This window comes from Roseovarius sp. W115, assembly GCF_032842945.2.
GTDB lineage: Bacteria > Pseudomonadota > Alphaproteobacteria > Rhodobacterales > Rhodobacteraceae > Roseovarius > Roseovarius rhodophyticola.
This window is the reverse complement of record NZ_CP146606.1, coordinates 1,065,960-1,090,409: the sequence shown is the minus strand read 5'-3', so window position 1 is coordinate 1,090,409 and position 24,450 is coordinate 1,065,960. Positions and strand designations below refer to the sequence as shown.

The following is a 24,450-nucleotide window of genomic DNA, read 5'->3' as shown; positions in this document are numbered from 1 at the left end:
CAGTGAAAGCCATGTGCTTGGTTGACAGTCCAAAGACCGCTGCCGCACGATTATCCGCATATGGATGTGAAAAAGGATACCGTTTGAGCCTCTATCACCGACCCGAGACGCTGAATGATGCACTGTCGCTTTTACAAGGCGCAGAGATGCGTGTGGCGGCGGGATGCACGGACCTCTTCCCGGCAACCCAAGCACGGGCGCTCACAGGGCCTGTGGTGGATATCACCAACATCGCCGGTTTGAGAGGGATTTCGGACGCAGATGGCGGGTACAGGATCGGCGCGGCAACCACGTGGAGCGATGTGATTAAGGCAGATTTGCCCCCGGCGTTTGATATGCTCAAAGAGGCCGCGCGAGAGGTCGGATCGGTTCAAATCCAAAACGCAGGCACGGTCGCGGGCAATCTGTGCAATGCATCCCCCGCCGCCGATGGCGTGCCCTGCTTGCTGGCATTGGATGCAACGGTTGAGCTGGCCTCTACATCAGGGCACCGGATGCTTGCCCTGAGCGATTTTATCACCGGGCCGCGTCAAACAGCCCTTGCGCCAGATGAGATGGTTGTCGCACTGCATGTGCCTCAAAGCGCATGCTCGGGTGTGTCGCGCTTTCGCAAGCTGGGCGCGCGCAAGTATTTGGTGATTTCCATCGCCATGGTCGCCGCGCGTTTGGGTGTCGTGGATGGCAAGATCGAAACGGCAGCAATTGCGGTCGGCTCCTGCAGTGCGGTGGCCCAACGCCTCACCGCTTTGGGGACCACACTTGTCGGGCAAAAGGCCACGCCGGATATGCTGGATGAGGTGACGGTCGCACGTGTCTCTGCGGCGTTATCGCCCATCGACGACATCCGCGCCGATGCCGCCTATCGCGCGGAGGCCGCAACAGAACTGGTGAAACGCGCGCTTGAGGACCTGCTGCAAACCGAGGCGCTGGTATGAACCGCCCTGTGGACACGATGACCTTGACGGTCAATGGTCAGGCGCACAGCCTTCCCGCCGACCCGGCCCGCAGATTGAGCGAAGTTTTACGCGACGGGTTAGGCCTGCGCGGCACCAAGGTGGGCTGTGACGCAGGCGATTGCGGGGCGTGCACGGTGCTGGTTGATGGCGCGCCGGTCTGCGCCTGTCTCACACCACTGGCGCAGGTTGAAGGGCGACAGGTTGAAACGGTTGAGGGGCTTCACAACACACCATTGCAAGAGGCCTTTCTGCGCCATGGCGCGGCGCAATGCGGGATTTGCACACCCGGCATGGTGATGACGGCCACAGCCTTCCTGCGAGAGGCCAAAGCGCCGACACGAGCTGATGTGGAAGAGGCGCTTGGCGGCGTGCTTTGCCGCTGCACCGGATACGCACGCATCATTGATGCGGTCCTCGATCTGGGCCAATCCCACACTGCCCACATGCCCGATGCCGGGGCAGCCGTTGGCGCGGATGTGCCGCGTCTGGATGGTGCCCCGAAAGTGGCCGGAACCGAAGTCTTTGGCGCAGATCACATGGTGACAGATGCACTCTTGGTGCGTGCCCTGCGCGCGCCCTCGGCCCCCATGACCTTCGCCTTCGGTGACATAACTGCGTGGGCAGCGGCACAGAATGTCCACGTCTTTACCGCCGCCGATATTCCCGGACAAAACCGGTTTGGCGTCATCCCCGCCTTTGCCGATCAGCCCGCCCTTGCCGAGACCCGCGTGCGCCTGCAGGGCGAAGCGGTCGCGCTGGTGGCCGGACCGCCCGAGCAGATAGAACAGCTTGACCTCAAGAGCTTTCCAATCACATGGACCGCGACGCCGGACACAGAGCCTGTCCATGCCGCGCACCCGAAGAACACCCTGATTACCGGCAAAGTGCGCCGCGGGGAGGCCAAAAAAGCCCTGTCCAGCGCCGCGCATGTGGCCGAAGGGGCGATGCAAACGCCCTATGTCGAGCACGCCTATATCGAGCCTGAGGCTGGCATCGCCTGGATAGACGGGGACACGCTTGTCATTCAGGCCTGCACGCAGGCTCCGATCATGGACCGCGATGAAACTGCACTGATCCTTGGCCTGCCAGAGGATCAGGTCCGCATCATTCCCGCCGCAACCGGCGGCGGCTTTGGTTCCAAGCTCGACATCTCGCTGCAACCGCTCATCGGCCTTGTCGCGCTCAAGACAGGGCGTCCGGCGCGTATGGTTTATTCCCGCTCCGAAAGCATGGCCACGACCACCAAACGCCACCCATCGCAGATGACAGGCAAGATCGGCTGTGACGAAACAGGCCGCATCACCGGCATGGTCTTTGATGGGGATTTCAACACCGGGGCCTATGCAAGCTGGGGCCCGACCGTCTCAGGGCGTGTGCCGGTGCACGCCTCGGGGCCATATTACATCCCGAACTACCATGCCGAGGCGCGGGCCAACTATTCGTATCAGCCAATTTCCGGCGCATTCCGGGGCTTCGGTGTGCCCCAGGCCGCGATTCTGCAGGAAACGATCTTTGACGAACTCGCCGCAAAACTCGGCATGGACCGGCTCGCCTTTCGTCAGCTCAACGCCTTGCAAGACGGGCAAGACACCGTCTGCGGACAGACGCTTCACGGTGTCGGGATCGCCGCCTGTCTGGAGGCCCTAAAAGACCCGTGGACCGTCGCTTTGGCCCGTGCCGAGGCTGCAAACTCCAAGGGCGGCATCCTGCGCCACGGCGTTGGAGTGGCCTCCTGCTGGTACGGCTGCGGCAACACCGCCATTGCCAACCCGTCCACCATCCGCGTGGGCCTGACGGCGGAGGGCGCGCTGTGCTTGCATCAGGGTGCGGTGGATATCGGCCAAGGCTCCAATACCGTGATCCCACAGATCTGCGCGGACGCGTTGGGCCTGCCCCTGGCACAATTCCAGATCATCGGCGCAGACACCGCCCTGACGCCGGATTGCGGCAAAACCTCCGGCTCGCGCCAGACCTATGTCACCGGAAGTGCGGCCTTGCGCGCCGGCCAAGCGCTTCGGGCGCGCATTCTGGCGATGACGAATATGGGCACAGAGGCAAGCCTGACGCTGCAAGGCACCACTTTGATCGTCAGCGATGGCAAGGCCGAGCGCCGGATCGCGCTTCAGGACCTAGAGGCAGATGCGCAGGGCTATGTCCTCTCGGCAGAAGAAACCTATGATCCGCCCACACAGCCCCTCGATGAAAACGGCCAGGGCGCGCCTTATGCGGTTTACGGCTATGGCGCGCAGATTGCCGAACTCTCGGTGGACACCCGTCTTGGCATCGTCAAGGTAAAAAGGATCACCGCCGCCCATGATCTGGGGCGCGTCATCAACCCCGGCCTTGCCGAAGGGCAGGTGCAGGGCGGCATCGCGCAGGGTCTGGGCATGGCGCTGATGGAAGAGTTCATTCCGGGGCGCACCGAGAACCTGCATGACTATTTGATCCCAACCACAGGCGACATGCCGCAGATCGAGACGATCTTTCTTGAGGTCCCTGATCCCGAAGGCCCAATGGGGGCCAAAGGCCTTGGCGAACACGTTCTTATCCCAACGGCTCCAGCGATCCTGAATGCCATCCGCCATGCCACTGGCGCGCTGGTCACGCAGTTACCTGCCTTGCCGCATCGCGTGTTGGCGGCGATCAAAGAGGCACAGGGCTAATGACCGAACGCCCGCCCAAAGAGGACAAGATCCGCTGCGATGCCTGTCCGGTCATGTGCTACATCGCGCCGGGTAAAATCGGCGCGTGCGACCGCTACGCCAACGAGAATGGTAAAATCATCCGCTGTGACCCCTTGACTGTGCTCGATCATCGCCTTGAGGCCGGAGGCGAAATCCGACCCTTCCTCAAATCCGACTGGGACGGAGAAGTCATCGGCACCGACGATGTCTTTGTCTCCGGTGTCGGGTCTGGCACCACCTATCCCGACTACAAACCGGCCCCCTTCATCGTCAGCCGCGAGGTTGATGGCGCGGATTTTGTGACCGTCGTGACCGAGGCTATCTTTTCCTATTGCGGCGTGAAGGTGAAGATCGACACAGACCGGCATCTGGGGCCTGAGACTGCTGTTGTGCGCGCAAAGGGCGAGGCAATCGGCCATGTGACCACATCGGAATATGGCTCTCAGATGCTCTCGCTCGGGGGCGTGGATCACCTCACAGGCGGCTCCAAATCCGAAGGGCGCGCCACCTGCGACGCGCTTTTGCGCCTGTGCAACCGCGAGGCGGTCGAGCTGACCATCGACGACGGCGCCACCTTGATCGTGCAGGCGGGCCACCCTCCCATCGTCAACGGCGAAACCGAAGCGCGCATGCGCGTCGGCTGCGGCTCCGCCACCATCGGCATGTTCGCGTCCCAATGGCAGGGGCTGGTGGATGAGGTTGTCGTGGTCGACGATCACATCACCGGCGTCGTCAGCGAGCATCAGGCGGGCAAGGTGCTTGGCTGGCCCGACACCGGCATCCGCATCAAGGGCCATCGTTCAACCCCGGGACGCTACTTCAAGGTGGCGCAACCCGGTCAGGGCTGGGGTGGCACGGATATCGACGATCCGCTCAGCATCCTCAACCCGTGGCTGGAAAAGAAGGGCGCGCGACCGGGGCTTACATTGCTGATGGTATCCACCACGGGCGAACACGCGGCCTATTACGTGTTGGATGACAATCTCGAACCACAGGCCAAGCCGATGCCCAAGGCCCTTCAACCCTCTGTCGATCTCATTGCAGAAAACTGCGAACCCGCCCTCTGCACTGTGATGTTCCAAGCCGGAGCCGGGGGCTCGCTCCGCTCAGGTGTGACGCAAAATCCGGTCAAGCTCACCCGCTCGGTTCAGGCCACAAACACTAGCGTGACCTGCGGCGGAGAGCCCGCCTATGTCTGGCCCGGCGGCGGGATCACCCTGATGGTTGATGTGCTCAACATGCCGGATGGCTCCTTTGGATATGTGCCCACACCGGCTTTGGTTGCCCCTCTGGAATTCACACTCAGCCGGGACGATTACCGCACACTCGGCGGCCATGACGCCGCGATAAGAAGCTTGAGCGATATCCTTGAGACGGGCGGCGAATATGGCAGTGCCGTGCGCGTCGTCGCCCCCAAGACCGGAGACGCGTGATGCAAGGCCCGCAAATCGGATTTCTGCCCGATGGGCGTCGGATGCACCTGCATCACGGCCCCATTGACATGATTGTCGATGTCACAGGCCCCGGACGCGCCATTGCCCTGAGACGCGCCGCCACGCGGTTTGAAACCGTGCTGGACGAGCTGGTCCGCGACCTGCCTCGCCTGCGCCAACCAAATGGCGACATGCCAGCGACACCCCCCGCGCGTCGCATGGTGACCGCCACAGCACCCTTTGCCCCGACATTCATCACCCCGATGGCCGCTGTCGCCGGGGCAGGGGCCGACACAATTCTAGAAGCGATTTGCGATGGCGAAGGCGTCACCAAAGCCTATGTGAACAATGGCGGCGACATCGCCTTTCACCTCACGGGTAAGCAAACCGTCACCGCCGCAGTGGCCGCCTATCCCCCCGCCACAGTCACCGTCGTGGCACATGACGCCACACGCGGCATAGCCACCTCCGGCTGGCGCGGGCGAAGCCATTCGCTTGGCATCGCCGATAGCGTCACCGTCCTGGCCCGCAATGCGGCCGCGGCCGATGCGGCGGCAACGCTCATCGCAAATAAGGTGGACCTGCCAGACCACGCCGCCATCACGCGCGTGCCCGCCACGGATCATGCCCCCGACAGCGACCTCGGCGCGCGACTGGTCACAACCGCCGTCGGACCACTTGACCCAAGCGACATCGCCGCGGCCCTCGCCGCCGGAGCGAGCTATGCACAAACCCTTTGCGATCGCGGCCTCATTCACGCGGCCTACATCTCCCTGCAAGGCGCAACACGCGTTGTGGGTCATCTCTCTTTGAGCCAACAGAAAGTTCCCGAACATGCCTGACTTCACCCTGCGCAAAACCGCGCTTTTCGTCGAGGACATCCACCACGATGGCGGTGCCATAGCCGACAAACCGCGCCGTCGGGCCGCGCTCGCCGCCTTGGTGAAGAATCCATTCGCGGGCACCTATGTGGACGACCTGCAATCTGCCATGGACGATCTCAAACCCCTTGGCCTGAGCATGACCGACCGCCTCATCGATGCCATGGGCGGGCTGACTGGCATTGACGGCTACGGCAAAGCCGCCATGGCAGGCGAGGCCGGAGAGTTGGAGCATACAGCCCTCTGGCACGTGCCCGGCGGCTATGCCATGCGCGCGCGATTGGGAGAGGCCAAGGCCATCGTGCCCTCATCCATGAAACAGGGCGGGCCGGGCACGCGCATCGACGTGCCCCTGGGCCATATCAACGCGGCCTATGTGCGCAGTCACTTTGACGGTATGGAAGTGGGCCTGCCCGATGGTCCTCGTTCCGATGAACTGCTCTTTATCCTCGCCATGAGCCGCGGCGGGCGCATCCATGACCGGATGGGTGGCCTGACCGTGGAGGAAGTCCAAGGCGAGGACGGTTTGCGGTAGCGAAGTGTCACGTCATGGGCTGACCTTTGTTGCAGAACCCTCTATAGGCTGCATTACCGTGGCCAAGAACCGGAACACGCCTTTATGAGCGAGCCCAAACCCACCAAGCGCCAGCCGCTCTATTCAGACGCGGACAAGGACAATCTGCGCTGGTTCTGGCGAAATTACCTGCGCAAGCACTCAGGCAAACTCCTGATTGTTCTGGGGCTTATCCTCGTTCAGGGGCTTGTTTATCAACAATTCCTCGCCATGACCGAAAGCGGCCTGCGCGTGATCTTTGAGGCTGGTGCCATGCGCGACCTGATCATGGTCTGCATCGTTGTGTTCCTGCTCTTCACCGTGCGCGGCATCGTGTCGTTTCTGGCCCCGATGATCACCGTAAAAATCTCGAACCAGGCCATCTATGAGATGCGCCGCGATCTGATCGGACACTTGATGTCCCTCGATCTTGCCTATTTTGAGCGCACCAAGTCCGGCGAAATCATCCAGAAACTCGTCACCCAAACCCAGCAAATCGGCGTCTTTGTCGGCCTCGGTGTCGCCAACGCCATTCGCGATGCCGTCACGGTGATCGTCGTTTCGGGCTATCTGATCTGGAAAAACCCCCTCCTCTTTGCCTCGGCAGTCGTTGTTCTGCCCTTCATCATCGTGGTGATGAATTTCGTCTCTGACCGCGTCAAGAAAGGCCAGGCCGAGGCCGAGCAGGCCCTTGGCAATTACATGAACGGGATTGAGGAGACGGTGAACGGCATGCGCACCGTCAAAATTGCCAGCCAGGAAGAAGTTGAGAAGGAGCGCCTGTTCACGGGCACGAAATCCCTGCGCCACCTGATGAACCGCGTGCAGATCACCCAGGCGCTTGTCCTGCCCTCCATCGACCTCAGCTCTGCCTTTGTCTATGTGCTGGTGATCGGCGGGGGCGGTTACATGGTGCTGAGCCCCAATTTCGATGTCGATGGGGCCGCCATCATCACCTTCCTCTTGGGCATGGTCATGGTCTTTGATCCCGCCCGCCTTCTGGCGCAGTTCTTTGGCGCGCTGCAATCGAACCTAGTGCTGCTGGACCGCGTGCGCGCCCTCTACGCGGAAACGCCCAGCATCAATGACGCGCCCGAGGCCAAAGCCGAATTTGACACCAAAGGCGACATCACCCTGAGGAACATCACCTTTTCCTACGATCCCGAACAGCCGCTTTTCGACGGGCTGAACATGTCCTTCAAGGGCGGGCATGTGTCGGCCATCGTGGGGGCGACCGGGTCGGGCAAAACCACCATCCTGTCGCTGCTGTCCCGCCTTTATGACGTGCAATCCGGCGAAATCACCTTTGGCGACACACCGGTGCGCGATCTGCAGGTCGCCCGCCTGCGCGGCGCGTTTTCGGTGGTCGCGCAAGACATCGTGATCTTCAACGCCTCGATCTGGGATAACATCCGATATGTGAACCCAGACGCCACGGATGAGGATATCTGGCAGGCCGCCGAGAATGCCGAGATTGCCGACCTTGTCCGCCGCCGCGGCGATACGCCTGTCGGCCCCAAGGGCGCTCAACTGTCAGGCGGTCAAAAGCAACGTATCGCCATCGCCCGCGCTTTCCTGCGAGATGCGCCGATCCTGCTCTTGGATGAGGCCACATCCGCCCTAGATCAGGCAACTGAGGAACGCATCAAGAAAGCGCTCGACCGTCTGACCAAGGACAAGACCACTATCGTTGTGGCCCATAGGCTAAGTTCCATCGCTCATGCGGACAGCATTTTTGTGCTCGAAAGCGGCCAGCTTGTGGAACAGGGCAAGCACGAGGACTTGCTCGCGCAAAAGGGCCTCTACGCACAACTCTATCAAGCCCAGAAAAAGGGCTATGACGAAAAGTAGCCGGTTCAGTCGAAACTGCCGAACGGAATGTAGCGCACCGGTGTGCCCGGCGTGATCGTCACCGCGCCATCTGGCAATTCGACCAAACCATCGGCCCAGCTTAACCCACTGATGCGCCCCGACCCTTCGGATTTGAACACCTCAACTTTGCCATCGCGCACCCGCGCCCGCAGGTACTCCCGCCGCCCCGGCTTCTTGGTTTTCTCAAACGCCGCTGGCAGGTCAAACCCCTGCGGATCTTCCCACGCCTGCCCCGCCAGAACCCGCATCGCCGGGCGCGCAAAAATCAGCGTGCAGACAAGTGCAGCGACCGGATTGCCCGGCAGGCCAAAGACCGGCGTGCCGTCCCACATCCCCAGGGCCAGGGGCCGCCCGGGTTTCAGCGCAATCCGCCACTGCGCCATCGCGCCTGCCTCATTGAGCAGGGCCGACACGTGGTCTTCATCCCCTGCTGATGCTCCGCCGGAGGTCAGGATCACATCTGCCTCACGCGCCGCTTGGTCCAACGCGGTGCTCAAGGCATCACGATCATCCGCAATGCGTCCAAGATCAACTGTCTGATACCCAAACCGCTTTGCCAGCCCCAAAAGCATGGGCCTGTTGGCGTCGTAAATCTGACCATTCCTGGCCGTCTCGCCGGGGTCCACAAGCTCATCCCCGGTGGAAATCACCGCCACCTTGAGCGGTTCATAGACCGACAAGTCTGCAATCCCCGTCGCCGAAGCCAGTGCCAAATCCGCTGGCGTCAGGCCGCGACCTTGCGACAGGATGACCGCACCAGCACGCACATCTTCCCCGGCATTGCGCGTATTTGCGCCGCGCTTGATACCTTCTCTAAACGCAATTTCCCCGGTGCCTAGCGTGACGTCTTCTTCCAAAATCACCGTGTCCACACCATCGGGCAGCGCAGCCCCGGTCAGCACGCGAAGGGCAAAACCCTCTGGCACGGTCCCATCGAAAGGCACGCCTGCCGCCGAGCGTCCCTCGACGAGGGGCAGAACCTGATCCCCTGGGCCAAGGGGGTCAAACGCAAACCCATACCCATCAACTGCGGTGTTGGCCTCAGGCGGATTAGAGCGCCGGGCCACCACATCTTCGGCCAGCCCCAGACCCAGCCCGTCCTGCAAGGGAACATGCCGCGTCCCGACAACCGGATGCAGGCGCTGACGCAACATCTCAAGAGCCTTGTCCACAGGAGTCCAGTCCACGCCCGCAGGCAGCGCAAAGCAATCATCTTTGAGCGGAGGCGGTTGCAAAGCGCCTTGCGCCGCCGCAATCAACTTGTCCTCGTGACCCAGACCCATGATCCATCCTTCCTCAGGGGCATCTACATTCAGCATGGCGTCGAGATTGTCTGCTGACAAGCGCGACACAGCGCGCGCCAGCAGGCGCACCTGCGCTGCATCACGAATGCCGCCCTTGGCTTCGGCCTCCTTGACCACCGGATTGATCAGACCGGGCCAAGTCTCGATAAAGCTGATGGGACGATTGAGCGGCTCAAACGGCCAGACGGCAACCTGTCCGTCAAAGCGCCGCCGCAAACGGTTCAGCACCGGCAGCCCGGTCAGCACCTGACCACCCACAGCCCCCGCGCCGCCCACCTGCCAACAGGTAAAGGCCCCCTTGGCCAAACCCTCGGCCCGCCGCCATTCCGTCATGCCGTGACCGTCGCGCGTGTCCTTGCGCGGCAGATGCGGAACATCGCGCTTCACGCCATTGAACCAAAATGGCCCGACACCTGGAAACATCTCGTTAATCTGCCCCGCCACATCGAACCGATTATTGGCCTTGGGCGTGTCTTCTACATGCGCCTCCAGCCAATCCCAAAGGGCAAAGACATCCACCTCGCCGGTCAGGGCTTCGGCGAACCCCTTGGGATACCCAAACGGAAAATCAAACCCGATGCAAAGCCGGTCACCAGCTATCAAAGCGCTCTCAATAAGATCAGCAATCGCCTCTTCTGCTTCGGCCCGATTGCGCAAGTATGTTGGTGGCTCGCACACCCCATCGCGCGCGCACCCCATCCAGATCGCGTCTTTCTTGGGCCGAGGTCCGGTGTCGTTCCCACCAGACCAATCCACAATCGCAACGCCATCAAACCGTGTCACGGCCCACTCGCATCCAGACCCACATCGCGCAGAATGAAATCCGCAATGGCGCGTGTGTCATCCAGATCGAAAACCGGGCGATCCAGATCAAGGTCAACATCACTGGCCACCGCCCGAATGGTTGGGTCATCCGGCGCAATCAACGGATTGCCCGGCTCCTGACGATGCGCTTCCACCTTGGGGTGAGCGTCGCGCTTATACCCTTCGATCAGGATCAAATCGACCGGCGCGATCTTGGCCAGCAACATCTCAAGCGTCGGCTCATCCTCGTCTCGCAATTCATGCATCAACGCAAAACGGTTGCGCGACGCCAAGAGCACCTCGGTTGCCCCCGCCACACGGTGGCGGTGACTGTCCTTGCCGGCGTGGTCCACGTCAAAGGAATGATGCGCGTGCTTGACTGTCGACACCGAATAGCCCCGCCCGGTGATCTCGGCCACAAGCCGTTCCATCAGCCCGGTCTTGCCCGCATTCTTCCAGCCCACAACGCCGTAAACCTTCATACCTGCTCCCCCAGCATTGCCTGCGCCCGCCTCAGATCCTCAGGCGTGTTCACATTGAAAAACGGATCGCCGCCACCGGAAAACACCGCCTCGCGCCCGCCGTGCTGTTCCGTCCAGAGCACCACCTTGCGCAACCCACCCTCAAGAGCGGCGCGCAGATCATCGCGCAGCGCCACGGGCCATAGCCCAAATGTGGGATGGCGAATAAGACCCGAGCGGCTCATGGATTTGGTCTCTGTCTCGCCGCGCGGCGTCGCTGCAAGCACCAGCGGATGTGCCATGCCCTCTGCCTCCGCAAGAAGCGTCTCAACCAGGTTTGTGGGAAAAAAAGGCGTATCCGCCGCCACGCTGATAACCAAATCCGCCCCCTGATCCGCCGCCCAATCCAGCCCGGCCAGCACCCCCGCCAAAGGCCCGGGGTATTCGGCAATGGAGTCCGGCACAACCGGGAGGTCAAAGCCATCAAACCGCGCCGGATCCCCATTGGCATTGAGCGCCAAGGCCCCGACCTGTGGCCGCAGCCGGTCCATCACCTGATCCAGAAGCGTCCCATCACCCAGCGACAAAAGACATTTGTCCCCGCCACCCATCCGCGTGGCCAGCCCGCCTGCGAGGATGATGCCGACGGCACATGTCATACCGCAACCGATCCAAGACTATTGCAATAGTCTTGCCCATTTTCTTGCAAGAAAATGACGCGCCGTCTCACGTGCCACCACCTGCAGATTTCCGGCGATGCTTCTTATCCTCATCAGGCACGTCTGCAGGATTCACATCCCGGTCCAGCCGCTCCTCTCCTGACAAACACACAAACCGCTTGCCCCGCATCCGCCCAATCAGCGTGAGACCCACCTCGCGGGCTATCTCCACGCCCCAGGCGGTAAAGCCTGATCGGGAGGCCAGCACGGGAATGCCCATCAACGCCGTCTTGATCACCATCTCCGAGGTCAGCCGCCCGGTGGTGTAGAGCAGCTTATCTTCTGCACTCACACCCTCAGACAGCATCCACCCGGCAATCTTGTCCACCGCATTATGCCGCCCCACATCCTCCATATAGACCAGCGGTCGCGCGCCCTGACAGAGCACCGTGCCGTGAATCGCGCCTGCCTCAAGGTAAAGCGACGGGGTGCGGTTGATCTTGGAAGCAAGCTGATAAAGGTCTGAGGTCCGCACCGACACTTGCGGCAGCACCATGCCCTCAAGCCCCTCCATCATGTCGCCAAAGACCGTCCCCACCGCACAGCCACTGGTGCGCGTCTTTTTCTTCAGCTTTTCTTCGTAGGTAGTCTGTCCATCCGTGCGCACAACGACGGTTTCAAGATCTTCGTCATAATCCACCCCTGTGACGGTCTCGCCATCCCGCAGCATGCCCTGATTGCGCAGAAAGCCCAGCGCCAGGTAATCGGGATAGTCGCCAATCGTCATGGCGGTGACGATTTCCTGGCCGTTGAGAAAAATGGTGAGTGGACGCTCTTCCACCACAGAAATCTCAACCGACTGCCCCTCGTGGTCATGCCCCATCACCGCACGCGTCAGCCGCGCGGCCTTTGGATCAGGCGCAATGAGATAATCCGACAGTATGTCTTCGACCGCCACGAAGGGTCCTCCCCATAATCCAAGCCGCAGCCCGCACAAAACGAAGTTAGTCTAAGGCTTTGGTCCGGCGACGCAATGCACCAAATTGTGTGAGGTCAGTTCAGCGTCGCAGCCCGTGCGACAGCATCCGGGTTCCATTCGCGCAGCACCTTGGAATTGTCGTCGCTGTCATATTCGTGCAAGCGCTGCTCGGTGACACCAGGCACCTTGGCAAACTGATCGGCGAGCTTCACAGGGTAAAACGTCTGGCTGACCTGCCCGGGAAAGGCCTCAGCCAGAATTTCCGACGTGGCGCGCGCACAAAACGCACCGGGCACAGCCCCATACCCTTGCGCCAGACGCATAACCTGCTCGGCTTTTTCAGGGCTGACATCAATTTGCTGAATGCGCACATGCCACGTCTTGCGCGCATGAAACCGCGTATACACATCCGCAACCTGCGGCGTGATCCCAAAAATCACGTCGTTCCGCTCTGGGATGGTCTCGTGCTTGAACGACCCGGCAGGGTCAAAGATGACCCGCTGGGAGCCGTTGATCATCAAAGATGTGTGCCCGCCATTGCCGTTGCGGTTGTTCACCATCGTAAACAGCGTCAGCCGTGTCGGACCGTCATGACGATACGCGGCTTTGGCAACGGCGTCATCTGGTGCCCAGACCGATGGCGCGGCGCATCCAACCAGAAAAAAGCGGACGCGATCACAAGCGCCAGAGTGCGCATCACAATACACCTTATCGTTTTTGGAAAACGGTCAGCCGTTAATCATGGCAATGAACAGCAACAGCGCGATGGAAATCCCCGCAACCCAGGTCGAGGCTTTGATAAACCCGTTAAAGGTCTTTTCCTGAACTTTGATGTCCATATCGCCGTGTTTGTGATCCGACATGATCCCGTCCCTCATGTGCAAAGTAAAACTGTCGATCGCGTGGATACTGGATTTCCACAGCACTGTCACGCCCCTGAACGTCGCAGGTCTCAGCCTTTTTCAAGGTCCTCCGCCAGACGAAATCCGATCCGGTTGGCTTCTTTCTGTTCTTCCTGCTTGGGAAGGGCGCGCAGGAGCACGCTCAACTGGCTGACATGTTGAATCAATTGGGTTTTTGTTCCTGCCGGGTCGCTGCCATAGAAGGTCACGATATCCGGGTCAAAATACCCCATGCCCTCAATCCGCAGCACACCGGCCTGACCGCCGGTGAAACCCATCGCAATCTCATGCTCATTGTCGAGCGTTTTCTCAAAATTCTGGATGTAGAGGATCAACCGCTCATAGGCCCATTGTGCCGGGCTTTTTTGTTCCACGGGGCTTTTGGCAACGGCGTCGGGCACATCCGTGTGCGGCTTGCTTGGGTCCGTATGAACCTCATGACACCGCGGCAAAGCCGCAGCCTCGGCTGCTTCTGCGGATGTTTCGATTTTATCGTCCATAATGCTCACCCCTCACTGTGCCAAATCCACGCGCCATCCTCTCGCAGGTGGCGGCTTATGTCTCCAGCCTGATGCAGATGATTGAGATGCGCAACCGCTTCGACAAGGGCCAATCCATAAGTGCCAGGATCAATTTTTCGTTTGAACAAGGGCGCAAAGCATTCAGCGGCGGTCTTTGGCGTGTCCAGATGTGTTCTCAGACGATCAAGCGCGCCGTGATGGTTGTCGATCAACTGGCGCATCCGCGTGGGCAGGCCGGTGAAAGGCAGTTTATGCCCCGACAAAACCACATGATCCTCTCGCGCGAGCGCCGCCAGCCGCCCGCAAGCCTCAAGCCAATCCGCCACCGGATCTGCGTCCGGCTCGGTCGGATAGACGCCGATATTGGGGCTTATCGAGGAAATGATCTGATCTCCGGCTACCACTAGATGATCATCACGGCTCCAGAGCGTTAGATGCTCGGGCGCATGCCCATTGCCGATATGCACCTCCCAGCCGCGTCCGCCCATACGAAGGACATCGCCCTGTGTGACGCGCGTATACCCCACCGGAAGAGGTGCACAGATATCGCCAAAATTATACGGCCTGTCATTCTTGCGCGCCTCATAGATTTCCGGGTCCATCCCGGAGCGCCGCCAGAATTGTAGCGCCTGCGGCGTCGGGCGTTCCTCAACATCCAGAATCAGCATGCGCGCCATCAGATAGGCCGTGCGAGTCATGACAAGTTCGGCCCCGAACCGCTCCATCAGCATGCCAGCCATACCGATATGATCCGGATGGTGATGTGTCAGTACAACACGCGAGACCGGTTTGCCGTCGAGCGGCCCTGACAGAATGCCCTCCCACAAAGCCTGCGACCGCTTGGAGCGAATGCCGGTATCCACAATGGTCCAGCTCTCACCCTCGTCAAACGCGTAGATATTCACATGATCCAGCGCCATGGGAAGCGGCAGGCGAATCCAGAGCACGCCAGGCGCGACTTCAATCGCCTCACCATGTTCCGGTGGGCTGTCCCAAGGGGTTTGGATTTTGCCGCTGGTCTCTGCCATCAGGCGGCAAAATCTTCTTGGCTGAGGGCATAAAGCGTATCCGCCCCCGCCGTCGCCTGCGCCAGAAGGCCATGTGTCTCAGGCAAAAGCTGAGCGATGTAAAACTGCGCCAGACTTGCCCGCGGCCCTTTGCCCTCTGTCGCCATCGCCGCTGTCAGGTGGAAATCCCCCCAAGCACACGACCAAAGGCGCGCAAGAAGGGCAGAGCGCCGGCAAAGCGCGCGTTCATATCCGTCTGTGCCACCATCCATTCGGTGGCTTCCCGCAGGCTCTCTGTGGCCTGCCACACCGGCTCGGCCAGATCGGGCAAACTGTGACGCGCGGCCTCAGCACGTTCCTCGATTTCATCAAGGATCGCATAAGCCGCCTCGCCCCCATCAGCCAGTTTGCGGCCTGTCAGATCCATCGCCTGTATTCCATTCGTGCCTTCGTAAATCGCCGTGACCCGCACATCTCGCAAATACTGCGCCGCACCGGTTTCCTCGACATAGCCCATCCCGCCATGCACTTGCACGCCGATATTGCACATTGAGATGCCTGTTTCCGTGCCAAACGCCTTGGCAATGGGCGTCAGAAATGCGGCCCGCGCCCGCCATTCATCGGCACCCGTCGCCGTTTCCATGTCAATCGCCGCGGCCAGCGACAAGGAAATCGCGCGCGCCGCGAAAATTTCGGCCTTCATGGTGGTCAGCATCCGGCGCACATCGGCATGATCGAAAATCGTGCCGGTGGGATTGGGCGCAAAGCTGCGGCCTTGGGCACGATCTGTGGCATACGCAATTGCATGCTGCATCGCGCCCTCTGCGGCGGCGATCCCTTGTAGGCTCACGCCAAGACGTGCATTGTTCATCATTGTGAACATGGCGCGCATCCCGTCATGTTCCTCGCCCACAAGCCATCCGGTGGCGCCGTCATACTGCATCACGGCTGTGGGGCTGCCGTGCAGGCCCAGCTTGTGCTCAAGGCTGACCACTTTCAGATCGTTTGCCTTGCCCGGAGTGCCCTCCGCATCGGGAATGAATTTCGGCACCAGAAAGAGACTGATCCCTTTGGTCCCCGGCCCTGCATCGGGCAGACGCGCCAAGACAAGGTGACAGACATTTTCGGTAAAATCATTGTCGCCCCAGCTGATGAAAATCTTCTGACCCGTGATCGCATACGTCCCGTCACCGTTGGGCTCTGCCTTGCTGCGCAGGGATCCTACATCACTCCCCGCATGCGCCTCGGTCAGGTTCATCGTCCCCGACCACGCGCCGCTGACCAGTTTGGGCAGGTAAATCGCCTTGATTTCATCGCTGGCGTGATGTTCCAGCGCCTCGATCTGACCTTGGGTCATCAACGGGCTGACCTGAAGGCTGAGGCACGCGCTGCCCATCATCTCGTTCACTGCCGAGGTCACGGTCATGGGCAACCCCATACCCCCATGCTCGGGGTTGGCCGCAATAGAGACCCACCCCCGTCGGCAATCGCCTGATACCCCTCGGCAAAACCGGGGCTGGTGCGCACAATATCGTTCTCCAAATGCGCAGGATGCAAATCGCCCGCCCGCTGCAGCGGGGCCAGCACCTCTTCGCTGAGCTTGGCCGCCTCAGACAAAATCGCCTGAACGAGGTCCGGGGACGCATCAGAAAACCGCTCGGTTTCAGTGATGTCTTTCAAACCGACAACGTGATCAAACAGGAACTGAAAATCTGTGACAGGGGCGCGATACGGCATGTCTGTCTCCTGGGTTAATTACAGCTGAGCGGCTTGGAATTGCGGGGCCGCTTCTGTATCTGTGTGAGTCTCAATCTGCTGCCACAGTATTGCAAGCATCTGGACCAGCAACAAAAACGCGGCGTCAAACCTGTTATGCCTTCGTCTCTTCAAATTTTGCCTGGCGATGATCAGGGCCTGTCGCGCGCTGCAGATATCCTGCACGAAGGTGGGCTTGTCGCCTTTCCAACCGAGACGGTTTATGGCCTCGGCGCGGACGCGCGCAATGACCATGCTGTAGCGCGTATTTTTGACGCCAAAGGCAGGCCGCGGTTCAATCCACTGATTGTGCATGTGCATGATGCCGAGATGGCCAAATTGTACGTTGAATGGTCTGATACGGCGGACCGCCTCGCCTCGGCGTTCTGGCCCGGACCGATGACTTTGGTCTTGCCGTTGCGCGCAGGGACCGGCCTGTCGCCGCTGGTCACGGCCGAGTTGCCCACACTGGCCATTCGTGTGCCCGCGCACCCGGTGGGGCAAGCGTTGCTGCGCGCTTTCAACGGTCCGGTTGCGGCGCCATCGGCCAACCCCTCCGGTCGGATCAGCCCAACCAGTGCCGATCACGTGATGGCCGGGTTGGAGGGCAAGATCGACGCAGTGGTAGATGGCGGCACCTGTGATGTCGGGCTGGAATCCACCATTCTGGGCGTCACCGATGCGCCCACACTGTTACGTCCCGGGGGCTTCCCCATGAGGCCGTTGAAGCCGCGCTGGGCCAGCCTCTTGAACAGCATGGCGACACAGATGCGATCAACGCCCCCGGGCAGCTTGCCTCGCACTATGCGCCGGGTGCCACTGTGCGCCTGAACGCCGAGACAAGGCGGTCCGGCGAGCACCTGCTGGGGTTTGGTAAGGTGGAGTGCGATCTCAACCTGTCTGAGGCGGGCGACCTCATCGAAGCCGCGGCAAACCTCTTTGGGCACCTTCACAGCCTTGATGACTTGGGGGCCGAGGTGATCGCTGTATCGCCTATCCCCGACATGGGATTGGGACGCGCCATAAACGACAGATTACGCCGCGCAGCAGCCCCACGCGACGTTTAAACCTTTGTTAATAGCCTATCTATGGCGCTACTGACAGCGCTTCTCGGCTTCGTCGAGAGCAGCGGTGAAGCCCAAAAGTGAGAACGTATCCTTGGTGATGGTGCCACGCCCTGAGCGCGCCGTTAGAACCGCGTTGGTCCCGCGCTGCATCGCCGCAATGATCTTGGCATCATCCGAGGTGCTCGCCGGCCAAGCCCATTCGCCTTCGGTGAACATCTCAAATTCCTGTCCGCCGATATTGACGTTCACGGTCGAGCCACCCGCAAAAGGATACCCCCCGGTGAATGTCACCTGACCCTTCACACCCGCGCCGGGGCGGAAAAAGGTCATGAACAGAATATCACCGCGCCGCACAGCCACCACGCGGCCATCCTTGGTGTTCACGGTTTCGGTCGGCGACGACACCGCCCAGCATTCTTTCGGATCCGCATCCTCAAAAACGCTCCACGCGGTCTTGGCCGCCACCTGATTTGTGCTTTCTTCTTGTGCTGAAACACCCGTCGCCGTGAGCGCAGCAAACACTCCGACCATACCGATTGCTTTCAGTAATCCCATTTGAGCAGCCTCCAAGCTGTTCCTAGCCTCAATTTTCCCAAGCCAACTGCATTCCTTGTCGGAAATCTTATAAAATTGGCCAATTCAGTCTCGACATTGCAATAATAGCCTGAAACACGCGAGACATAAAAGGACCAATTGGCAAAATTTCGCGTGAGCAACAGAGCCTGAGACAGACGATGAGTACCCCAGTTCCCCTGACAGAAATCTGGCGCGGACAGATTATTGAAAGCCTGCACTACGGACATGCTCTGATTTGTGACGAAAAAGGTGAGATCGTCGAGTGCTGGGGTGACCCCGATGCGGTGGTCTATCCGCGCAGCTCGGCCAAGATGATCCAGGCCTTGCCGCTCATCGAAAGCGGCGCGGCGGAGGCCTTTCACCTGACAACAGAACACCTTGCGCTGTCCTGTGCCTCGCATCAGGGTGCGGCGGTTCACACGGACCGCGTAAGCGACTGGATCACGGGGTTGGGCTACACGGACAATGATTTCCGCTGTGGCCCCCAGATGCCGCAGGATCGTGCGGCGTTTAACGAATTGATCAAAACCGATGGATCCCCCTGTCAGGTCCATAACAACTGCTCTGGCAAGCATGCAGGGTTCATGACCGTATCCAAGCATCTGGGCGGCGGGGCAGACTACATCGACCCGAACCACCCGGCGCAGCAAGCGTGTTTCGCAGCGTTCGAAGAGGTCACGGGCGAACCAAGCCCGGGATTTGCACCCGATGGCTGTTCTGCGCCCAATTCGATCACCACAATGCGCGGCATGGGCCGGGCCATGGGGTGGTTTGCAAGTGCGGTTGAGGGCAAAGACGCGCGCCACACAGCGGCGGTGCGGCTTGTGCAGGCGATGATTGAGCATCCGCTTCTGGTTGCCGGCGAAAAACGCGCCTGCACCGAATTGATGCGCGCCTGTTCAGAGCCTGTGGCGCTCAAAACCGGGGCAGAGGGCTATTTTGTCGCCATTGCGCCGACCCGTAAGCGAGGGATTGCATTGAAAATCACGGATGGGTCTACCCGCGCAGCCAACTGCACGATTGCTGCGCTTTTGGTGCGTATTGGGGTGCTCGACCCCGAGCATCCATCTGCCGGGCGTTTTATGAACGCGCCCATCCGCAATCGTCGAAAAGTCGAGACAGGCCAGATCAAACCGGTCGATGCCTTGCTGTCCTGAGCCTTTTCGGCAGAGCTTTGCTCACACCAAGTTCACCACCGTTTCTACAGCTTTTCGCCGATCCCCCTGAGTACCCTGCGCTGCTTTCCGCGCGTGGGCATAGACCTGCCTTCACCCGGCAATCCCCTGCTGATTCTGTCCCGCGCCCTGAGCCTTTTTTTGCGAAAAACCTGGCCATTGCCGCGACCCTCTAACCAACCGCAAAACGCATCTCCATGTTGAGGGTCCGAGGGCATGACGCCCCGGACACCTGAACCCAACAAAGGGAAAGTCGAAATGACTAAGGAACTGAAAGTCACACTGTTTGCACTTGTCATGAGCGTGCCTGCCATTGCGCTGGCCATGGATGCCGATGGCGATGGTATGGTTTCACCTGACGAATTCCAGGCAGTTATGCCGGATGCGCCTGAGGGCACGTTTGAAACGCTTGACGCAGATGGCGATGGCCTTCTGAGCGAAGCCGAAGTTCAAGCGGGCAAAGAGGCAGGCATCCTGCCAGCATAACCCACCACTCCAAGGCGCGCATCTATCCAATCCCAAAACCTGATGCGCGCCTTGTTACGATCGTCGCGGTATGGCGGCCGAGGCCTGTTGCTAAACCAACCTCTTCCCCAGAATGGTTTCGCAGACCTAAGACCTCCCCGGCTTGCCCATACCGCGACTTTCCTGCATTCTCCCACATGTTCTCAGGGCGGGGTGAAATTCCCCACCGGCGGTAACGGGCCATGGCCCGAAGCCCGCGAGCGCAACGGGTTTCTTCCCGAAACCCTTGGTCAGCAGATCTGGTGCAACTCCAGAGCCGACGGTCACAGTCCGGATGGAAGAGAACGCCAGGTCTGGCCGCGTCAAGCGTCCTGTCCTGTCGTGCTGCGCCTTGGGTGAACGTGTCGCGACAGTGAAAGGAGAATGCCATGACACACACCCGTTACGCCTTTGTCAAAGCCAACTGGCACGCCGATATTGTGGATCGTGCCCTAGAGGGGTTTTGTGAAGTTATCCCGCGCGAGAACGTCGATGTGTTCGACGTTCCCGGCGCATTTGAACTGCCGCTTCTGGCCCGTGATCTGGCGGGAACAGGGCGCTATACCGCGATTGTGGCGGCGGCGTTTGTGGTCGATGGCGGTATTTACCGGCATGAGTTTGTCGCGCAAGCCGTGGTCGATGGTCTGATGCGCGCGGGCCTTGATAGCGGCGTGCCGGTGCTGTCGGTGTCCCTGACCCCGCATCAGTATCAGGACAGCGCGCATCATAATGCGGTCTTCGGCGCGCATTTTGTCGAGAAAGGCCGCGAGGCCGCGCGGGCCGCATTGCAGATCACACAGGCGCGCAAATCCCTGCAAGCGGCCTGAGAAAAGCCGTAGGGTGGGCAGTTTTGCCCACCTTATCCCGATCAAGGGCTCAAAACGTTTCGCATGCGAAACATTTTGCCCGAAATTTACGTAATATTAATGAATATTAACAATATCTTATGATGTTTTTTGTGCGAAGCATTTGAGGTTGCCGTAGGGCGGGGTTTCACCCCGCCTACCCATTCGGTGAACATGTGGCGGGGTGAAACCCCGCCCTACCGCAAATACCTTACCTATGGCGCGCCGTTGAATCCTAAAAACCGCTTTTTAACAATGCATTAACTTGTTTCGCGCGCGAAACATTTGGAGCGATGACCGATCCGTTGCGCTCACCCCAAATAGTCCCGCAAAACCTTCGGCGGATTGTCCAAAAGCGCCGTTGTCTCCTGCGGCGGGTGTGCCGCCCCATCCGCCACCAGAATGCATTCCCCCGCAATCCGCCGCGCATCTTCGGGGGCGTGGCTGATCATCAAAAGCGTGGCGCCAGTCTCTTCGCATAACTCCTGCACCAGATCGAGCATTTCGGCGCGCAGCGCGGGGCCAAGCGCCGCAAAAGGCTCATCCAAGAGCAAGAGATCCCGCCGCTGCACAAGCACCCGTGCCAAAGCTGCGCGGCTGCGTTGACCGCCAGAGAGTTCCAAGGGTTTGCGCGTGTGCATGCCGCTGAGACCAACTCTGTTCAGAGCCTGACGGACTGCCGCATGATCCGTGGGCGACAGACGCAGGTTGGGCTGGATCCCAAGCCCCACATTCTGCGCCACACTCAGATGCGGAAAGAGGTTGTCTTCCTGAAACAGCATTGTCAGAGGCCGCGCGCCGGGAGGCATATCCGTGATGTCCTGCCCCTTCCACGTGATGCGCCCGGTTGCGACGGGAAGGAAACCTGCGATGGCTTCGATCAGCGTGGATTTGCCCGCGCCAGAAGGGCCTATGACCGCCACGCGCGCGCGCTCGGCCACGGACAGGTTCGCGTGCAGCTCGAACGCGCCATTGCGGATGATGCAGTCCTCAAGCTTCAACATGTGCACGCCCGCCCCTGTCCAAAATCCAGAACGCCCCAAAGGAAAGCAGCAGCAGCAAAAGCGCAGCACCTGCGGCTGTGTCCATTTGGTAAGCGCCCATCAGGCGATACACCTGCAAGGGCAGGGTGGCCACATCTGGGTCGGCAAAAAGCGTGATGACGCCGAGGTCTCCCATAGACAATGCGGCGGCCAGCCCGGCGGCAAAGCCGATTTGGGGCTTCAGTCGCGGCAAGAGCACATGGCGCAGAAAGGGCCAGCCTTGCATATCAAGCGACAGGGCAAGACGCCCTTGCCGCGCCACCACATCCCGCGCGCGGGGCACCAGAACGCGCAGGGCAAAGGGCAGCACGGTGATGGCATTGACCAAGGCCGTGACTGGCAAGGCCCAGGCGAGTGGGTTGCCCCAGGGCCGGATGAGGATGAAGAGTCCGGTGCCGATCACCAAAGGCGAGGCGGCGAGCCCAAGAATGCCCGCAAGTTCCAGCGCGCCGCCCCGGCCGCGGGCTATTGCGGCGGTCATGGGCAGGGCCATGAGGAGCAGGAGTAGTGTGCTGATGGAGGCCACCAACACAGAGGTCAATGCGGCGCTGAAAACTTGCGATGGAAGGTTGAGAAGCGTGGGCAAACCATTGAGCGCCATGGCCAGCATGGGCAACAACAGAAAGCCCGCCGCCAGAAGGATTACGGTGCTGTCTCCATAGCGCGCCAGAGCCGTTTGCCCGTCCCACCGCCGGACATGACGGTCCAACCCTGTGCCAAAACCTTCGCCCTTGGCCAGCCACAGGGCCAGCGCGCCAGCCAATACGGTTAACAAAAGCTGAACGCCCGAGAGCATCGCCGCCCGGCCTAGGTCAAAGTCAAACCGGAAGGCCTGATAGATGGCCAGTTCAATTGTCGTGGCCTTTGGCCCGCCGCCCAAGGTCAGGGCCACCGCAAAGCTGGTGAGGCAAATGGCAAAGATCACCGCCAGAATGCTGGGCACCACGCGCATCAGCATGGGCAGTTCAATCAGCCGCACCATGGCCCAGCCATCCACGCCAAGCTGTGCCGCCAGACGAAACCGTTCGCCGGGAATTTCCTGCCAACCTTGCAGGATGAGGCGTGTGGCCAGAGGCAGGTTGAAGAAGACATGGGCCAGGACCACACCGTGTAGCCCGTAAATCTGCACAGGGGGCAGGCCGAAGAGACCTAGAATGCTGCTTACCCATCCTGCGCGGCCGAAGACGGCAATGAGGCCTAGAACGGCGACAATAACAGGGAGAATGAAGGGTGCACCCAGGAGAGCGATGAGGACACGTCTGCCCTTGAACCGCCGTCGCGCCAAAGCGCGCGCGACCGGAATGGCAAGGGCAACGCTGAACAAAGCAGATAACGTGGCCTGCAGGACGGTGAAGCGCAGCGCCGCCCAATCAGGTGCGCCTAGCCCCCGTCCGGTCTCGGCGCGCAGGGCCACAGCCACCAAGGCACCAAAGATGATCGCCGCGACCCCTGCCGCGACGATCTTGCCGGGTGTGGCGCTTACTGGCTGAGCGCGGTCAGCCATTCATCCAGCGCCGCATCACGCGCCGCTGCGGCCTCTTCGGGGCTCAGCAGAAGCGATTTTTCTGGTGTGACCAATGTCTCAAATCCCTCGGGCAATCCCCCTCGGGTGTGACTGCGGGATACATCCAGTTGGTGGTCGGGATGATGCCCTGGAACGTGTCCGACAGCATGAAAGCGAGGAATTGATCCGCAAGCTCCGGCTGATCCGTGCCGGCCAGCTTGGCGGCAACTTCAACCTGCATGTAGTGACCTTCGTCAAAGGCGGCGGCGGCCTTGCTCGGGTCCTCCTCGGCAATGAGGTGATAGGCGGGTGAGGTGGTATAGCTCAGCACCATGTCGGCCTCGCCTTCGAGGAAGAGACCGTAGGCCTCGGACCAGCCTTTGGTCACGGTGACAACGTTATCGGCCAACCCGTCCCAGATCGCAGGAGCCTCATCGCCATAGGCGGTTTTGACCCACATCAGCAGGCCCAGACCGGGTGTGGAGGAGCGCGGGTCCTGAATGACGATCTTCTTGTCGCTCTCGGCCAGGGCCTTGAAGTTGGTGGGCGCCTCGGCGTCGGCATTGTGCACAAAGGCGAAATACCCCCAGTCATAGGGCAGGAAGACCGGATCACTCCATCCAATAGGCAGATCAAGCTCGGGGGTCTGCCCATGTTCGGCAAAAAGCCCGGTTTCCTTGGCTGCAACGATCAGGTTGGTGTCGAGTCCCAGCACCACGTCGGCATCGCTGCTGGCGCCTTCGAGCTTCATGCGCGCCAGAAGGGCGGCGCCATCCTCGATCCCCACAAGTTTGAGATCGCAGTTGCACTGAGCCTCAAACGCCTCTTCGACCTGTGGGCCGGGGCCCCAGTCGGAGACGAAACTGTCATAGGTATAAACGGTCAATTCAGGCGTCTCGGCCACGGCAACCGTGGCAGCGCTCAAAAATCCCGCAGCAAAAAACAGATGTTTCATGGCATCCTCC

20 protein-coding genes, 3 pseudogenes and 1 riboswitch are annotated in these 24,450 nt (G+C 60.6%); of the genes and pseudogenes, 10 read left to right on the top strand and 13 right to left on the bottom strand.

What is annotated here, in order from left to right; all coding sequences use genetic code 11:
- Positions 1 to 83: 83 nt before the first annotated feature.
- The 6 genes from RZS32_RS05585 to RZS32_RS05560 all read left to right on the top strand — a co-directional run bounded on the left by RZS32_RS05585 (position 84) and on the right by RZS32_RS05560 (position 8,358).
- Positions 84 to 935, top strand: a complete 852-nt coding sequence (locus RZS32_RS05585) for an FAD binding domain-containing protein (protein WP_317056036.1) — start codon at positions 84 to 86, stop codon at positions 933 to 935.
- Entirely contained in the window at positions 932 to 3,619 is a 2,688-nt protein-coding gene (locus RZS32_RS05580; protein WP_317056035.1) for a molybdopterin-dependent oxidoreductase, read from the top strand. The genes RZS32_RS05585 and RZS32_RS05580 overlap by 4 nt, the downstream gene beginning before the upstream one ends.
- The gene (locus tag RZS32_RS05575) at positions 3,619 to 5,073 is read left to right on the top strand and encodes a 6-hydroxynicotinate reductase (RefSeq protein ID WP_339106835.1); all 1,455 of its coding nucleotides are present in this window, start codon (positions 3,619 to 3,621) and stop codon (positions 5,071 to 5,073) included. Before RZS32_RS05580 ends, RZS32_RS05575 begins: the two co-directional genes overlap by 1 nt.
- Positions 5,073 to 5,915 carry a UPF0280 family protein gene (locus tag RZS32_RS05570; protein ID WP_317056034.1) on the top strand — a complete coding sequence of 281 codons (843 nt, stop codon included), beginning with the start codon at positions 5,073 to 5,075 and terminating at the stop codon, positions 5,913 to 5,915. Before RZS32_RS05575 ends, RZS32_RS05570 begins: the two co-directional genes overlap by 1 nt.
- Positions 5,908 to 6,489, top strand: a complete 582-nt coding sequence (locus tag RZS32_RS05565; protein WP_317056033.1) for an amino acid synthesis family protein — start codon at positions 5,908 to 5,910, stop codon at positions 6,487 to 6,489. Before RZS32_RS05570 ends, RZS32_RS05565 begins: the two co-directional genes overlap by 8 nt.
- A gap of 84 nt (positions 6,490 to 6,573) precedes the next feature.
- Positions 6,574 to 8,358: an ABC transporter ATP-binding protein gene (locus tag RZS32_RS05560; RefSeq protein WP_317056032.1), complete on the top strand. Its 1,785-nt coding sequence runs from the start codon at positions 6,574 to 6,576 to the stop codon at positions 8,356 to 8,358.
- Between the two features lie 5 nt (positions 8,359 to 8,363).
- On the opposite strand, the gene glp is transcribed toward RZS32_RS05560, so the two are convergent.
- The 9 genes and pseudogenes from glp to RZS32_RS05515 all read right to left on the bottom strand — a co-directional run bounded on the left by glp (position 8,364) and on the right by RZS32_RS05515 (position 16,753).
- Entirely contained in the window at positions 8,364 to 10,466 is a 2,103-nt protein-coding gene (glp, locus tag RZS32_RS05555) for a gephyrin-like molybdotransferase Glp (RefSeq protein ID WP_317056031.1), read from the bottom strand.
- Complete coding sequence (gene mobB / locus RZS32_RS05550; protein WP_317056030.1) at positions 10,463 to 10,969, bottom strand: molybdopterin-guanine dinucleotide biosynthesis protein B; 507 nt, start codon at positions 10,967 to 10,969, stop codon at positions 10,463 to 10,465. The genes glp and mobB overlap by 4 nt, the downstream gene beginning before the upstream one ends.
- A complete protein-coding gene (mobA, locus tag RZS32_RS05545; protein WP_339106834.1) occupies positions 10,966 to 11,607 on the bottom strand; it encodes a molybdenum cofactor guanylyltransferase MobA in 642 nt (213 codons plus the stop codon). Before mobA ends, mobB begins: the two co-directional genes overlap by 4 nt.
- Before the next feature lie 67 nt (positions 11,608 to 11,674).
- Complete coding sequence (gene fdhD, locus RZS32_RS05540) at positions 11,675 to 12,565, bottom strand: formate dehydrogenase accessory sulfurtransferase FdhD (protein WP_317056029.1); 891 nt, start codon at positions 12,563 to 12,565, stop codon at positions 11,675 to 11,677.
- 95 nt (positions 12,566 to 12,660) lie between these two features.
- On the bottom strand, positions 12,661 to 13,293 hold the full coding sequence (locus RZS32_RS05535; protein WP_317056028.1) for a hypothetical protein: 633 nt from the start codon (positions 13,291 to 13,293) through the stop codon (positions 12,661 to 12,663).
- A gap of 21 nt (positions 13,294 to 13,314) precedes the next feature.
- The gene (locus tag RZS32_RS05530; RefSeq protein WP_317056027.1) at positions 13,315 to 13,449 is read right to left on the bottom strand and encodes an aa3-type cytochrome c oxidase subunit IV; all 135 of its coding nucleotides are present in this window, start codon (positions 13,447 to 13,449) and stop codon (positions 13,315 to 13,317) included.
- 89 nt (positions 13,450 to 13,538) lie between these two features.
- A complete protein-coding gene (locus RZS32_RS05525) occupies positions 13,539 to 13,988 on the bottom strand; it encodes a DUF6173 family protein (protein ID WP_317056026.1) in 450 nt (149 codons plus the stop codon).
- A 5-nt stretch (positions 13,989 to 13,993) separates the two neighbouring features.
- Positions 13,994 to 15,037, bottom strand: a complete 1,044-nt coding sequence (locus RZS32_RS05520; protein ID WP_317056025.1) for an MBL fold metallo-hydrolase — start codon at positions 15,035 to 15,037, stop codon at positions 13,994 to 13,996.
- Positions 15,037 to 16,753, bottom strand: a pseudogene (locus RZS32_RS05515) (acyl-CoA dehydrogenase). The gene RZS32_RS05520 and the pseudogene RZS32_RS05515 overlap by 1 nt, the downstream one beginning before the upstream one ends.
- Positions 16,754 to 16,888: 135 nt before the next feature.
- Between RZS32_RS05515 and RZS32_RS05510 the strand changes: the two are divergent.
- Positions 16,889 to 17,838, top strand: a pseudogene (locus tag RZS32_RS05510) (L-threonylcarbamoyladenylate synthase).
- Positions 17,839 to 17,865: 27 nt separating this feature from the next.
- On the opposite strand, the gene RZS32_RS05505 reads toward RZS32_RS05510, so the two are convergent.
- On the bottom strand, positions 17,866 to 18,369 hold the full coding sequence (locus RZS32_RS05505; protein WP_339106904.1) for an invasion associated locus B family protein: 504 nt from the start codon (positions 18,367 to 18,369) through the stop codon (positions 17,866 to 17,868).
- 203 nt (positions 18,370 to 18,572) lie between these two features.
- Here RZS32_RS05505 and RZS32_RS05500 point away from each other — a divergent pair, with 203 nt between their 5' ends.
- From RZS32_RS05500 to RZS32_RS05490, 3 genes are all read left to right on the top strand, one after another.
- The gene (locus RZS32_RS05500; protein WP_317056022.1) at positions 18,573 to 19,571 is read left to right on the top strand and encodes an asparaginase; all 999 of its coding nucleotides are present in this window, start codon (positions 18,573 to 18,575) and stop codon (positions 19,569 to 19,571) included.
- A gap of 276 nt (positions 19,572 to 19,847) precedes the next feature.
- A complete protein-coding gene (locus RZS32_RS05495) occupies positions 19,848 to 20,075 on the top strand; it encodes an EF-hand domain-containing protein (protein WP_317056021.1) in 228 nt (75 codons plus the stop codon).
- A 174-nt stretch (positions 20,076 to 20,249) separates the two neighbouring features.
- A riboswitch (FMN riboswitch) is annotated at positions 20,250 to 20,404 on the top strand.
- Between the two features lie 78 nt (positions 20,405 to 20,482).
- Positions 20,483 to 20,920 (top strand): 6,7-dimethyl-8-ribityllumazine synthase, encoded by a 438-nt coding sequence (locus RZS32_RS05490; RefSeq protein WP_317056020.1) that lies wholly within the window; start codon positions 20,483 to 20,485, stop codon positions 20,918 to 20,920.
- Positions 20,921 to 21,249: 329 nt separating this feature from the next.
- Here RZS32_RS05490 and RZS32_RS05485 read toward each other — a convergent pair whose 3' ends face one another.
- The 3 genes and pseudogenes from RZS32_RS05485 to thiB form a co-directional block, all read right to left on the bottom strand.
- Entirely contained in the window at positions 21,250 to 21,942 is a 693-nt protein-coding gene (locus RZS32_RS05485; RefSeq protein ID WP_317056019.1) for an ATP-binding cassette domain-containing protein, read from the bottom strand.
- Positions 21,929 to 23,485 (bottom strand): thiamine/thiamine pyrophosphate ABC transporter permease ThiP, encoded by a 1,557-nt coding sequence (locus RZS32_RS05480; RefSeq protein WP_317056018.1) that lies wholly within the window; start codon positions 23,483 to 23,485, stop codon positions 21,929 to 21,931. The genes RZS32_RS05485 and RZS32_RS05480 overlap by 14 nt, the downstream gene beginning before the upstream one ends.
- Positions 23,461 to 24,440: pseudogene (gene thiB / locus RZS32_RS05475) on the bottom strand (thiamine ABC transporter substrate binding subunit). The gene RZS32_RS05480 and the pseudogene thiB overlap by 25 nt, the downstream one beginning before the upstream one ends.
- Positions 24,441 to 24,450: the final 10 nt, after the last annotated feature.